The following is a 12,999-nucleotide window of genomic DNA, read 5'->3' on the forward strand; positions in this document are numbered from 1 at the left end:
CAGGCATTTTGTCTTCACTGACAAGCGCAATAAAAAGAGTGAGCATAGTGCTCACCCTTAGCTTTGTGGCTCTTCCTTGTAGTCACAACTAATGCATTGAACTTGGACACCTTTTTTAAGCTTCTTCTCGATCAATAGTGATTCACATTTCGGGCAATTTCTAGGCAGCGGTTTATCCCATGAAATGAATTCACATTCTGGGAATGTATCACAGCCATAGAAAATTCGACGCTTTTTACTTTTTCTTTCTATAATATTTCCAGTCTTACAATTTGGGCATTTAACACCTATATCCTTTACGATTGCTTTTGTGTTTCGACAATCCGGGAAATTACTGCATGCCATGAACTTTCCATAGCGACCCATTTTATAGACCATCTCATTTCCACACTGCTCACAATCCTCACCAGCAGGCTCATCTTTAATTTCTACCTGCTCCATTTCCTTTTCGGCCTTTTCTAAATGTTTTTCAAACCCTCGATAAAACTCATCGATGATTCGTACCCATTTTGTTTTTCCTTCTTCTACATTATCTAATTCTTGTTCCATTTTTGCGGTAAACTCGACATCTAAGATATCTGGGAAGAATTCTACCATGAGTTCATGAACAATTTCTCCAAGTTCGGTTGGAATGAATCGCTTATTATCAAGAGTAACATATCCACGTTTTTGGATGGTATCTAGTGTTGGAGCAAATGTCGACGGTCGACCAATCCCCAGTTCCTCCAACGTCTTAACTAATCTAGCTTCCGTATACCTAGGAGGAGGTTGGGTAAAGTGTTGTTTTGGTTCGATGTCCTTTTTGAGGACTGTATCGCCTTCCTTTAGATCCGGAAGCATTTTGTTCTTGTCCTCTGTTTGATCATCTGTCCCCTCAACGTACACCTTCATAAAACCTGGAAACTTCACCTTGGATCCGGTTGCTCTAAAAATTACTTCTCCATTCTTCAAATCCACACTCATTGTGTCCATAACAGCCGGTGCCATTTGACTAGATACGAAACGCTCCCAAATTAACTTATATAGTCTCAATTGATCTCTAGACAGAAATTCTTTCATACTAGAAGGATCACGTAGCGTACTCGTTGGTCTGATCGCTTCATGAGCATCTTGTGTGTTCGCACCTTTTTTTTCTTTACGCTTTTCCTCAGGTAAAAAGTTGGCACCGTAAGTTGACTCAATATACTGATTTGCTTCTGCTTGGGCTACTTCAGAAATTCTAGTTGAATCTGTTCTCATGTATGTAATTAACCCGACGGTTCCTTCTTTTCCTAAATTGATTCCTTCATACAGCTGTTGAGCTAGCATCATCGTCTTTTTTGCTCGGAAGTTTAATTTTCTAGCTGCCTCCTGTTGAAGGGAAGATGTCGTAAATGGAACAGCTGGATTTCTTTTACGTTCTTTTTTGGTCACAGAGGTTACTTCAAACTGGTTGCCTTTCATTTTAGCTAAAATCGATTTTACCTCATCTTCTGATTTTAGCTCCATACGCTGATTTACTAATCCGAAGAAATCAGCCTCAAAACTCGTTGCCCCCTTTAAGAATTCGCCTTCTATCGTCCAGTATTCTTCAGGGATAAACGCTTTAATTTCGTTTTCTCGGTCAATAATTAATCGTACAGCTACGGATTGAACTCGACCAGCACTCAATCCTTTTTTCACCTTTTTCCAAAACAACGGACTAATATTGTATCCAACCAAACGGTCTAAAATTCTACGTGCTTGCTGGGCATCTACTAAATCCATATTAATGGGTCTAGGATGCTTAAAAGACTCTTTAATCGCATCCTTCGTAATTTCATTAAATACTACCCGACAATCTGAGTGGATATCCACATCCAGTGTGTGAGCTAGATGCCAAGCGATCGCTTCCCCTTCACGATCCGGGTCAGCCGCTAGATATATTTTCTTTGCTTTTTTTGCAGCTGTTTTTAATTCCTTTAGAACAGGTCCTTTTCCGCGTATAGTAATATACTTTGGTTCGAACTCATGATCAACGTCGACTCCCATCTGACTTTTTGGAAGATCACGTACGTGTCCCATCGACGCCTTAACTTTATATTTTTTTCCTAAGTATCTTTCGATCGTCTTCGCCTTTGCTGGTGACTCAACGATTACTAAAAACTCCGACATCTATTGTCCTCCTCAAGAGGGATTATATAAAAATTCACTTATTGAATGTTTATTGTAAATATTCATTATTATTAAACTTTTTATTGAAACTTGTCAAATATATCGTAAACGGTTTCAGCTTGCTTACTTTAAAATTTGTATTTTTATTTTCGAACGTCTGTTGCAAAATGTATAACAGTTTGAGCGATATTTCAACCTTTTTCATAAAAATATATTAAAATTTGGTGAAAAAGTATGGTAAATCGATGACATTTCCCTATTCCGTACCTTTTTGTCATCATATGTGATGTTCAACCGAATTACAAACATTATGCATAAAATAATTCATTGAGTATATCTTCATGGCTTCTAACAAGCTTCGCTCCCTGCTGAATTAAGTCATTTGTCCCTGTCGAATGCTGACTGAAAATATTTCCTGGGAGGGCAAACACCTCTCGACCCTCATGAACGGCAAAATTTGCAGTGATTAACGAGCCACTCTTTCTTTTTGCTTCTATTATAAATGTACCTTTAGAAACGCCACTAATAATTCTATTTCTCATTGGAAATTGCCAGCGCGAAGGAGTCGTATTAGGAGGATACTCGGAGATCACAAGATAGTGCTTCATAATATTTAGAGCAAGCTTTTGATTGGTTTGTGGGTAAATATGGTAGATACCTCCAGCGATGACCGCTATCGTCTTCCCGCCTAGTCGAATGGCAGCTTCATGAGCAAGCGTATCAACCCCTAAGGCTAAGCCGCTAACGATAATAATCCCCTTTTCAATCAGTGGTGGAAACAACCGATCAATGGCTCTTTTACCATACTCTGTTGCCTGTCTAGAACCGACTACAGCAAGCTTGGTTTGCTTCCCAAGTAAAGAAATGTCCCCCTTTGCATACAATACCCACGGTGGCTGATACGTTTCTTTTAATAATTCAGGGTAAGCTGAATCAAAGTAGGTAATTATTTTAATATCATTTTGTTGATAATGGCGGATTTGTTCCAATAAAACCGGTGAATGAAGATCTTCGAATAAGGTTTGAATGATAGATGATGGAAGTTCAGGGAATTGGTAGAGGAAAGTTGGGGAATATAGCTCTTTTAGCTCGGGATCATGCTTTAAAATATGATAAACCATTTTCCAGCCCGCTCCACGACAATGAAGCAAATGACACAAACGTAATGAAAAAGATTCCAAAATAGATAACCTCCTTTAGGAATAGTATTTTAATAATATCACAAATAGCCCCTCTAAAAAGAGGGACTATTTGAATTTTTAGTGAGTTTTACATTGATCGTAAAGATCTTTTTCTTTTAGTACTTTAATTAATGTTTCTCCCATAACAGAAGGTGTATCAGCGACTTGGATTCCACATTCATTCATCACTCGAATCTTCTCGTCAGCTGTTCCTTTTCCACCGGAAATAATCGCACCAGCATGCCCCATACGCTTTCCTGGAGGGGCAGTACGACCACCGATGAAACCAACTACCGGCTTAGTCATGTTTGCTTTTACCCACTCTGCTGCTTCTTCTTCAGCTGTACCACCAATTTCACCGATCATAATAACGGCGTACGTTTCTGGGTCTTCATTAAATGCTTTAAGTACATCGATGAAGTTTGTTCCGTTAACGGGATCTCCACCAATTCCAACTGCTGTAGATTGGCCAATACCTGCTTGTGATAATTGATGAACCGCTTCGTACGTAAGGGTTCCAGAACGTGATACCACGCCAACATGGCCCTTTGTATGAATATAACCTGGCATAATACCAATCTTACACTCATCAGGAGTAATAACACCTGGGCAGTTAGGACCAACTAGGCGAGTCTTTTTCCCTTCCATGTAGCGTTTTACTTTAACCATATCTAATACTGGAATATGCTCAGTAATACAAATCGCTAAATCAAGATCCGCATCAACCGCTTCTAAAATAGCATCTGCAGCAAATGGTGCAGGTACGTAAATGACAGAAGCATTCGCTCCAGTAGCCTTTACAGCATCTGCAACCGTGTTAAATACAGGTACACCCTCTACTTCTGTACCACCTTTACCAGGTGTTACACCAGCAACAATTTGCGTGCCATATTCTAACATTTGTTTTGTATGGAAAAGGGCTGTAGAACCAGTAATCCCTTGAACTATCACTTTAGTATCTTTATTAATAAATACGCTCACATCAATTCCCCTTCCTTATACTAATGAAACGATTTTTTGTGCGCCATCAGCCATAGATTCAGCAGCAATAATGTTGATATCTGATTCAGCAAGAATCTTCTTACCAAGCTCAACATTTGTTCCTTCCAAACGAACGACTAAAGGTACGTTTAGACCAACCTGCTTAGCAGCTTCTACAACACCAGTAGCAATAACGTCACACTTCATTATTCCGCCAAAGATATTTACAAAAATACCTTTTACATTTTTATCAGAAAGGATGATTTTGAATGCTTCTGTTACTTTTTCAGCAGTTGCTCCGCCCCCAACATCAAGGAAGTTTGCAGGATCTCCACCGTAATGCTTTACGATGTCCATTGTAGCCATAGCAAGACCAGCACCATTTACCATGCAGCCAATATTTCCATCTAAAGAAATATAGCTTAGGTCGTATTTCGATGCTTCAATTTCCTTTGCATCTTCCTCGTCAAGGTCACGATACTCTAACACTTCTTTTTGACGATATAATGCATTTGAATCAAAGTTTAGCTTTGCGTCTAACGCCATTACATTTCCATCACCTGTTACAACAAGCGGGTTAATTTCAGCGATCGAGCAATCTTTTTCAACAAACGCTTGATATAATCCCATCATAAACTTCACTGCTTTATTTACTAATTCTTTTGGAATATTAATATTAAATGCAATACGACGAGCTTGGTAGCCTGTTAAACCAACAACTGGGTCAATTACTTCTTTGAAGATTTTCTCAGGAGTTTTTTCTGCTACCTCCTCGATTTCTGTCCCACCTTCTTCAGAAGCCATTAATACAACACGTGAAGTAGCACGGTCTAGTACTAAACCAATATAGTACTCTTTCTTAATGTCACAGCCTTCTTCAATTAAAAGGCGCTTTACTTCTTTTCCTTCAGGACCCGTTTGGTGAGTGATGAGTGTTTTTCCGAGAATTTCGCTCGCATATGTACGGACTTCATCCAAGTTTTTGGCAACCTTAACCCCACCTGCTTTTCCACGTCCACCTGCATGGATTTGGGCTTTTACTACACAAACTTGTGTTCCAAGTTCCTTAGCAGCTTCCACCGCTTCTTCAACTGTAAATGCTACCTTCCCATTTGGAACAGCAACCCCGTATTTTCTGAGGATTTCTTTTCCTTGGTACTCATGGATATTCATTTCCCATCCTCCTTCTAATCTTGCTTTTGGCTATTGCAGCAATAAAGATATTCTACACTTTTTCCTGCAATCCTGCCTGCATTCATTTTTCCCTTTGATCGTTTTATATCTAAAAAAACAAGACTGCGCTTTCATTTTATATAACAACACATACCTTGTCTACTATTTCACACAAAATATTAAATTATTCAGAAATAAAAAAATAAAAGAAGTAGATTTTAAGATTTCCTTTTTCCTACTTCTTTATCTGTACGATAAACAAATGCAAACACTTCAGCCACTGCTTGATACAGCTCTTCTGGGATACTGTCATTTATATTTAATTTACTTAGTAACTCAATTAGCGTTGGATCTTCTTGGATTGGAATATTATTCTCTTTTGCCTTCTCGAGAATATTATCAGCTACTATTCCTTTTCCTTTCGCAATCACCTTTGGCGCGTCATTTTTCGTTGCTTCATAACTTAGAGCAACCGCTTCTTTTCTTTTTAGCTTTTCATTTATCATATTTTAATATCCACTCCACTATAAGATGAAGTCAATGGACTAGGAATGGCTGCTTTTTTCGTTTGGACAACGGCTCTATCAGCCTGGGTTTGAAAACTAACATTCGAAAGCTGGTAATCTAGCGTTTGTAAGCTATCTTTTAAACTAGCTAAAAAAGGGATGGAAAGGTGTTTTATATTGTCATGATCATTGATAATCGTAATTTTCATAATGCGATTCTGAATTTGCATATCGATAATCGTTTCATTCATGTGCTCTAAATCTAAGTAAAAAAGAACACGACAATAGCTTGGATCAATTTTTCCATTGGCGTCCTTTCTACCATTCCACTGAATGGTAAGATCGGTTTGCTTATTCATTAAAACAAGTGGAATCTGCATGACAATTTGCTGGACTGGAGTTGTATCCGATGACATGAGTTGTATCCCTGTTAATCGGTTCAGTAAAGCTTCTGCTGAATCCTTTACCTTACTCGGAATATCTTCATTCAGTAACTGAATCAATAACGATTTCACATTCTCCACTCTTGCACCTTCATCTGACACTTTTCCTTTTATCATATCAAGTGACTCAGATTCATGAGAAAGACCTAGCGTTTGAATACCTGATTTTAACAATGATTTAAACTCTTCTACTGGCTCTCTGTCTACCTGTGAAAGTACCGCTTGTAGATGCTGTGTCACTTCTTTATTAAGAGTTTTATTAGCGTCTATTCCGTCCTTACTCACTAGAGAGGCAACCGCTTCGTCAAATGTGGCCGAATCTAATTTTGGTGATAATAAGTGGAACAATTGCTTTATCGTTTGATTGCTTACATGAGAATCCTTGATGATACTACCGACCCAGTTTTTCAATACTGACGATACATCCTCTGTTCTTCCTGCTGCTAGTAGTGCCGATACTTGTTTTGCCGTTTGATCCATTCCAGGTAATTGGACCTGTGCTCTTTCTTCTGTAAGTCCAGTGATCCTTTTAGCGGCTTGTTGCAAGATATTTTGTTCATTCTCAATAGGCAAGAAGCCCAATTGCTGCAAAGCTTTCAATGCCTGTTGTGAGGTGAACGGATCCTTGGTCTGAGTCCAACCCCTAATTGTCTCCCTTAGCACTTCTGCTGAAAGCTTTTCTTTCCCTGTTTGGATATACGGCACTATCGTCTCTTTTAAACGTGTCCCTGCCTGAGGCAGTGTTTCTAGAGCGTCTAGCTCATTCTTGAAGGTAGCCATGACAGCATGAAACGAAGGGCTTTTTATTGTTGATCTCACTGCATCAAATGTCGTCTTTGATAATGGCAGTTCGCGAGTGATCAACTGCTTAATTGCCTCTAAGTCCTCCTTCGTCATTGTTTTCCCTTGAAATAGGCTATTAGCTATAGAAATGGATTCTTTTGTGATTGGGAGCTGTTCACTTAGAAAAAAACGTAATAACGCCATACTCGTTTTTGTTTCAGGGATGGAGAACTGCTTTAACAGTCCTTCTAAGTTAGCATTCCCCGTCCCTCTTCCTTCCGTTAGTACCTTCAGATGAACTTGCCCTTCTCCTTGTTGTACTTGAAACCAATATCGTTCCCCTGCTGAAAGTGGGATTTCTAACTGGGCGATTACCTTTTGAGAACCCACTTGTACTTCTGCAGTTTGATTGGGAAAAAGCTTCAATACCTTTCCTTGAAATACTTGTCCAGTCCGAAAACTTAGCTTGTTTCCTTCTATTGACTCTGGCCGATTAATAATTGTATGAACAAGATTAGCTTGTATCAAGTGAGTTCCCTCCCTTATTGTTTGTTTAATTCTTTAATAGGAGCAAATGATCTTCGATGATATGGAGTCGCTCCGTAAAGCTGTAGAGCATCGATATGTTCCTTTGTACCATAGCCCATATTTTGTTCAAAACGATATTCTGGAAAGCTTTGAGCAAGTTCCTTCATCATTCGGTCTCTCGTGACTTTAGCAATGATGCTAGCCGCTGCAATAGAGATACTTTTGCTATCCCCTTTAATAATAGCTTCTGATGGGATTGGGGTTGTTAGCTTCATGGCATCCACAAGTAAAAAATCAGGACTAATATGTAATTCGTTTAAGGCCACATACATCGCCTTTTTAGTGGCTTCATAAATATTGATTGTATCGATTTCCTTGGCTTCAATAATTCCTACACCGATGGAGAGAGCCGTTGAACGAATCAATTCATAAAGCTCCTCACGCTTTGTTTCCGTTAGTTTTTTTGAGTCATCAATTCCTAAAATTTGAAAATCATCTGGTAAGATTACAGCCGCAGCTACGACTGGGCCAGCTAGCGGGCCTCTTCCAACTTCATCAATTCCAGCGATTAAAGTAAATCCTTGGCTTTTATATAATCTCTCATATTCGCTCATTTCCAACAGCTTAAGCCTAGCCTGTTCTTGAGCCTCTTTTCTCTGCAACCATCTCTTTACTAATTGCTGTACACCTTTTCTACTATCTTTTTGAATTTCTATAAAAAAAGGATCTTTTACATCCTCAACTGTTTTTAACTTCGTCTGAATATCATCAATAGTTAATTTGTTCAAAACTAGTACTTCCCTTCGGACTTATATCTTGTATATCGGCATGTAACAAAAAAAATAAAGCCTTCTCAAAAAAGAAGGCTTTCCTATTTACTCTTCTACATCATTAGCAACTAGGTCAGATGGTTTCTCAAGCGTGATAGGACCAAATAGTTCAGAGCGAAACTCTCGGATAACTAATTCAGCTACCTTGTCATAATCTACCTCGCCACCGCCCATTAGACAGCCCCTACGCTTTCCGATTTGATCGAAGAAGTCCACTATATCCTCAGGGATATATTCAAGCTGAAAACGCTCCTTTAAGCGCTCTGGATATTCACGCTCTAAAAAACGAAGCGCATATACACATATATCCTGCAAGTTAAGGATCGTATCTTTTATGGCCCCTGTTAAAGCAAGCTTTGATCCTACTTCTTGATCCTCGAATTTTGGCCATAATATTCCCGGTGTATCTAAGAGTTCTAACTCTTTGCCTACTTTGATCCACTGTTGGGCTTTTGTTACACCTGGTGTATTTCCAGTCTTCGCAATGTTCTTTTTCGCTAGACGATTGATAAGTGTCGATTTCCCTGCATTTGGAATACCGACAATCATCGCTCGAATTGCTCTTGGTCTCACAACACCTTTTGCTTTCATACGATCAAATTTTTCTTTTAAAATTAATTCGGATGCGGAGACTATTTCTTTCATCCCTACTCCAGCTTGAGAATTAATTGCAAGTGCCTTTATTCCTTTTTTGTGAAAAAACTGAATCCAATCTTTTGTAATCCTTGGATCTGCCATATCCGCCTTATTGAGTAGCACTAACCTTGGTTTGTGCTGAATAATTTCATCTATCATTGGATTTCTAGAAGAATACGGTATTCTTGCATCCACTAATTCGAATATGATGTCAACAAGTTTTAGCTTCTCCGTGACCTGCCTTCGTGCTTTTGCCATATGCCCCGGAAACCATTGAATCGTCATGGGTGCAGTCCTCCTTCTATTTCACTATTTTCACGTCTTCAATCGGCCAGTAAATCACGCTCGTATTTCCTAGCACCTTCTCCATTGGAACGGTACCAATATGACGACTATCCTTACTAAATCTTCGGTTATCTCCCATCACAAATAAGTGTCCATCAGGCACGGTTTCTTGTCCGATAATTTCTTCTAATGTAAACGGCTCAGTTAAAGGACCATCTACTACTTGCTCTTTAAATTCATCAAGGTACGGCTCCTCATAAGCTTTCCCATTTACATAGAGTGTATCATCCTTGTATTCAATTTTATCTCCAGGTAAACCAATCACTCTTTTTATGTAATCTTTATCTTCAGGGGCATGAAACACGATAATATCAAAGCGTTCTGGTTCCCCAATTTGATAACTAAACTTATTAACGATCATACGGTCTTGATCTTGTAATGTTGGCATCATGGATAACCCATCCACTACGATCGGTGCAAATAAGAAATATCGAATAATTGCTGCTAATAACACCGCAATGATTAGTGCCTTTGTCCATTCCCATAGTTCATTTTTGCTCTTTGCCATAACACATCCCACCAATCACTGTTCTTTTCGTTTATTTCTCGCCGTACAGCTTTATTTTACAGTATCGGTATTTATTATACACGTAATAACTACTAGATAGACTACGAAAAAGGAGCTTGTATGACAAGCTCCCTTTCGCATTTGTCCAGCAACTTTCCATTTATCATGAAAAAGTTGCTTTTCTTTTTTATCGGATTTCTTTAATACGAGCTTTCTTACCACGTAGGTTACGTAGGTAGTAAAGTTTCGCACGGCGAACTTTACCGCGACGGATCACTTCAAGCTTCGCAATTTTAGGTGTGTGTACTGGGAATGTACGCTCAACGCCTACACCATAAGAAACTTTACGTACTGTGAAAGTTTCGCTAATTCCACCACCACGACGCTTAATCACAACACCTTCATACACCTGAATACGCTCACGAGTTCCCTCGATAACTTTTACGTGTACACGTACAGTATCACCAGGACGGAAAGCAGGAAGATCAGCGCGAAGTTGTTCTTTTGTGATTTCTTCGATTAATTTTTGCATCGTTTTCAACTCCTTCCAACAGACGCTCATGCATAACTGAAACAAATACTGATTGCAGCGGAACATCGTTATAAGACTGAACTATTTGTCACAGTCACAAAAAATATCATAACATATATATCAATGAACTTCAATACTATTTCTTTTGATTTTCAAACTCTAGCAACCATTTCTTCTGCTTTTCTGTAAGGTCAAAAGCCTCTAATAAATCTGGACGCCTTTCAAAGGTACGCTTTAGAGACTCTTTTTCTCTCCACTCATCTATTAAGCGGTGGTTTCCTGATGTTAAAACATCCGGTACCTTTAACCCGCGAAAATCGGCTGGTCTCGTATAATGGGGATGCTCTAATAAACCTGTGCTAAAAGAGTCTTGCAAATGAGACTCCTCTTTCCCTAGTACATTCGGAAGCAGACGAACAACACTATCTATAATGACCATAGCACCGAGCTCTCCACCCGTTAACACGAAATCACCAATCGAGATCTCATCTGTCACCACATGCTGCCTGATTCGCTCATCATAACCCTCGTAATGGCCGCAAACAAAGATTATATGTTCTTCCTTGGATAGCTCTTCCGCCTTCTTCTGGTTATAACGTTCACCTTGTGGACAGAGCAACACCACTCGTGGGGGTTTCGTCGTTTTGGCATGTTCTTGACAGCTCTTTACCGCATCAAAAATGGGTTGCGGCTTCAAGACCATTCCTGCTCCCCCACCATAAGGATAATCATCCACTGTCTGGTGCTTATTATCAGCAAATTCTCTAAAGTTGACAATATTGTACCGGGCAGCCTGCTGTTCCGCCGCTTTTTTTAAAATCGATTGTCCGAACACCCCATGGAACATCTCAGGAAACAGGGTTAGTACATCAATGTTCATCATGATAGCAGCCCTTCCATCGGCTCAATTAAAACGATCTTTTCCTTCACATCAATCTTCTTCACAATCTGCTCGATATAAGGAATAAGAATATCTTTTCCACCCTTGCCCTTAACAACCCACACATCATTCGCTCCAGGTGTTAAGATCTCACGGATCTTTCCGATTTCTTCCCCATGTGTGGTGAACACGAGACAACCTATGATTTGGTGGAAGTAAAATTCATTTTCCTCCAACTCACCTTGCTGCTCCTCTGAGATCTTCAGAACTCCACCCTTCATCGGCTCCACATCATTCACATTCGGATAACCAGTAAAGGTTAATAAATCAAATGATTTGTGCTTACGATGGGACTGAACAGTCAGCTTAATTGGCTCTTTTGAGTTAGGCATAAACAAAAATAAGTGATTTCCTGGCTTATACCGTTCGTCAGCAAAATCGGTCTGTGAAATCACTCGAACTTCCCCTTTAATTCCATGGGTATTAACAATCTTTCCGACATTAAACCATTTTTCCATCATCTTCACCTCAAACTACCGAATTTCATCAACGATTCCGTCCCTGATGATTATCGTTTTTTCAGCCTGAATATCCTCCCAAGCGTCACCTACATTCACTTCCACGATCGCTTGGCATTCCTTTTCCTTCAATTCGCTTCCTAAAGGTAGCATATGTAATTGTTCTATTTTAAAATCAAGTAGCTTAATCTTTTCTAATCTAGTATGAATCTCATTTTCGAAACGATTCTTAAATGAGTTAACGGTCATTTTCTTTGCTTTTTCAAGCTTTCTCATTTCAAAGCGAAGCTGTTCTGATTCCTTCTGAAGTTGGCTTTTCTCAAGTTCAAACTTGCTTAGCAATACTTGTTTGCTAGTTTCCGTTAATACTTGCTTTACCACGACGGTTTGAAGAATGTTCACGGACCACATCTCCCTTCAGAAATAACTACGAAAAAAGGAGGGTTGTCCCCTCCTTCTTCAGTAGCATTTATTCAATAATTTCTAGGTAGACTTTCTTCTGCTGTGATGCTCCTGCTGAATAGACAACAGTTCGAATAGCTTTTGCAACACGGCCTTGTTTTCCGATTACTTTCCCCATATCTGTTTTGTGAACAGCTAGTTGAAAAGTTATTTTATCCGATTCTTCTAGCTCAGTTACACGAACTTCGTCTGGAAGATCAACAAGTGCCTTGACAATGGTTTCGATGAGCTCTTTCATTATCTGCAGATTACTTGCTTAATTTTGCGTTATGGAATTTTTCCATAAGGCCTTGTTTTGAGAACAAGTTACGAACTGTGTCAGATGGCTTAGCGCCGTCTTTTAACCATTTTAAAGCTAAGTCTTCGTTGATTTCAACGATTGCTGGCTCAGCAACTGGATTGTAAGTTCCAACTGTTTCAATGAAACGTCCATCACGTGGTGAACGAGAATCTGCTACTACAATACGATAAAAAGGAGATTTTTTTGCTCCCATACGCTTTAAACGAATTTTAACTGCCATTTTAAATAAGCACCTCCGAATAGTTTCACACAAGATAGT

General features: G+C 39.2%; 15 protein-coding genes. All 15 read right to left on the bottom strand.

Translation table 11 applies throughout. The features are described from left to right. Positions 1-57: 57 nt before the first annotated feature. Positions 58-2,133, bottom strand: coding sequence for a type I DNA topoisomerase (topA, locus tag ACFFHF_RS05465; RefSeq protein ID WP_160545609.1), 2,076 nt, complete (start codon positions 2,131-2,133; stop codon positions 58-60). Between the two features lie 308 nt (positions 2,134-2,441). Beyond that, the gene (gene dprA, locus ACFFHF_RS05470) at positions 2,442-3,314 is read right to left on the bottom strand and encodes a DNA-processing protein DprA (protein ID WP_160545610.1); all 873 of its coding nucleotides are present in this window, start codon (positions 3,312-3,314) and stop codon (positions 2,442-2,444) included. Positions 3,315-3,392: 78 nt separating this feature from the next. Then, positions 3,393-4,295, bottom strand: coding sequence for a succinate--CoA ligase subunit alpha (sucD, locus tag ACFFHF_RS05475; protein WP_340903186.1), 903 nt, complete (start codon positions 4,293-4,295; stop codon positions 3,393-3,395). Positions 4,296-4,310: 15 nt separating this feature from the next. After that, complete coding sequence (gene sucC / locus ACFFHF_RS05480; RefSeq protein ID WP_160545611.1) at positions 4,311-5,468, bottom strand: ADP-forming succinate--CoA ligase subunit beta; 1,158 nt, start codon at positions 5,466-5,468, stop codon at positions 4,311-4,313. Between the two features lie 218 nt (positions 5,469-5,686). Further along, positions 5,687-5,974: a FlhB-like flagellar biosynthesis protein gene (locus ACFFHF_RS05485; RefSeq protein ID WP_160545612.1), complete on the bottom strand. Its 288-nt coding sequence runs from the start codon at positions 5,972-5,974 to the stop codon at positions 5,687-5,689. After that, the gene (locus tag ACFFHF_RS05490; RefSeq protein ID WP_160545613.1) at positions 5,971-7,728 is read right to left on the bottom strand and encodes a TP0910 N-terminal domain-containing protein; all 1,758 of its coding nucleotides are present in this window, start codon (positions 7,726-7,728) and stop codon (positions 5,971-5,973) included. The genes ACFFHF_RS05485 and ACFFHF_RS05490 overlap by 4 nt, the downstream gene beginning before the upstream one ends. A gap of 14 nt (positions 7,729-7,742) precedes the next feature. Further along, a complete protein-coding gene (gene rnhB, locus ACFFHF_RS05495) occupies positions 7,743-8,516 on the bottom strand; it encodes a ribonuclease HII (protein ID WP_160545614.1) in 774 nt (257 codons plus the stop codon). 87 nt (positions 8,517-8,603) lie between these two features. Next, positions 8,604-9,479, bottom strand: a complete 876-nt coding sequence (gene ylqF / locus ACFFHF_RS05500; RefSeq protein WP_160545615.1) for a ribosome biogenesis GTPase YlqF — start codon at positions 9,477-9,479, stop codon at positions 8,604-8,606. A gap of 16 nt (positions 9,480-9,495) precedes the next feature. Next, complete coding sequence (gene lepB / locus ACFFHF_RS05505) at positions 9,496-10,047, bottom strand: signal peptidase I (protein ID WP_160545616.1); 552 nt, start codon at positions 10,045-10,047, stop codon at positions 9,496-9,498. Positions 10,048-10,234: 187 nt separating this feature from the next. Beyond that, the gene (gene rplS, locus ACFFHF_RS05510; protein ID WP_160545723.1) at positions 10,235-10,579 is read right to left on the bottom strand and encodes a 50S ribosomal protein L19; all 345 of its coding nucleotides are present in this window, start codon (positions 10,577-10,579) and stop codon (positions 10,235-10,237) included. 136 nt (positions 10,580-10,715) lie between these two features. After that, positions 10,716-11,462, bottom strand: a complete 747-nt coding sequence (trmD, locus tag ACFFHF_RS05515; RefSeq protein ID WP_160545617.1) for a tRNA (guanosine(37)-N1)-methyltransferase TrmD — start codon at positions 11,460-11,462, stop codon at positions 10,716-10,718. Next, complete coding sequence (gene rimM / locus ACFFHF_RS05520) at positions 11,459-11,977, bottom strand: ribosome maturation factor RimM (protein ID WP_160545724.1); 519 nt, start codon at positions 11,975-11,977, stop codon at positions 11,459-11,461. The genes trmD and rimM overlap by 4 nt, the downstream gene beginning before the upstream one ends. Positions 11,978-11,992: 15 nt before the next feature. Next, complete coding sequence (locus ACFFHF_RS05525; protein ID WP_377057687.1) at positions 11,993-12,379, bottom strand: YlqD family protein; 387 nt, start codon at positions 12,377-12,379, stop codon at positions 11,993-11,995. 67 nt (positions 12,380-12,446) lie between these two features. Further along, a complete protein-coding gene (locus ACFFHF_RS05530; protein ID WP_160545619.1) occupies positions 12,447-12,677 on the bottom strand; it encodes a KH domain-containing protein in 231 nt (76 codons plus the stop codon). A 10-nt stretch (positions 12,678-12,687) separates the two neighbouring features. Then, complete coding sequence (gene rpsP / locus ACFFHF_RS05535) at positions 12,688-12,960, bottom strand: 30S ribosomal protein S16 (protein ID WP_119707515.1); 273 nt, start codon at positions 12,958-12,960, stop codon at positions 12,688-12,690. Between the last annotated feature and the right edge of the window lie 39 nt (positions 12,961-12,999).

The organism is Robertmurraya beringensis (assembly GCF_042433785.1).
In the GTDB taxonomy this organism is placed as follows: domain Bacteria; phylum Bacillota; class Bacilli; order Bacillales; family Cytobacillaceae; genus Robertmurraya_A; species Robertmurraya_A beringensis.

What these genes read in the sequence shown, in the direction of transcription:
- ACFFHF_RS05530 (WP_160545619.1), bottom strand. Translation starts at nt 12,677, where the DNA reads ATGAAAGAGCTCATCGAAACCATTGTCAAGGCACTTGTTGATCTTCCA.
- rimM (WP_160545724.1), bottom strand. Translation starts at nt 11,977, where the DNA reads ATGGAAAAATGGTTTAATGTCGGAAAGATTGTTAATACCCATGGAATT.
- ylqF (WP_160545615.1), bottom strand. Translation starts at nt 9,479, where the DNA reads ATGACGATTCAATGGTTTCCGGGGCATATGGCAAAAGCACGAAGGCAG.
- topA (WP_160545609.1), bottom strand. Translation starts at nt 2,133, where the DNA reads ATGTCGGAGTTTTTAGTAATCGTTGAGTCACCAGCAAAGGCGAAGACG.
- ACFFHF_RS05485 (WP_160545612.1), bottom strand. Translation starts at nt 5,974, where the DNA reads ATGATAAATGAAAAGCTAAAAAGAAAAGAAGCGGTTGCTCTAAGTTAT.
- sucC (WP_160545611.1), bottom strand. Translation starts at nt 5,468, where the DNA reads ATGAATATCCATGAGTACCAAGGAAAAGAAATCCTCAGAAAATACGGG.
- rpsP (WP_119707515.1), bottom strand. Translation starts at nt 12,960, where the DNA reads ATGGCAGTTAAAATTCGTTTAAAGCGTATGGGAGCAAAAAAATCTCCT.
- trmD (WP_160545617.1), bottom strand. Translation starts at nt 11,462, where the DNA reads ATGATGAACATTGATGTACTAACCCTGTTTCCTGAGATGTTCCATGGG.
- rplS (WP_160545723.1), bottom strand. Translation starts at nt 10,579, where the DNA reads ATGCAAAAATTAATCGAAGAAATCACAAAAGAACAACTTCGCGCTGAT.
- lepB (WP_160545616.1), bottom strand. Translation starts at nt 10,047, where the DNA reads ATGGCAAAGAGCAAAAATGAACTATGGGAATGGACAAAGGCACTAATC.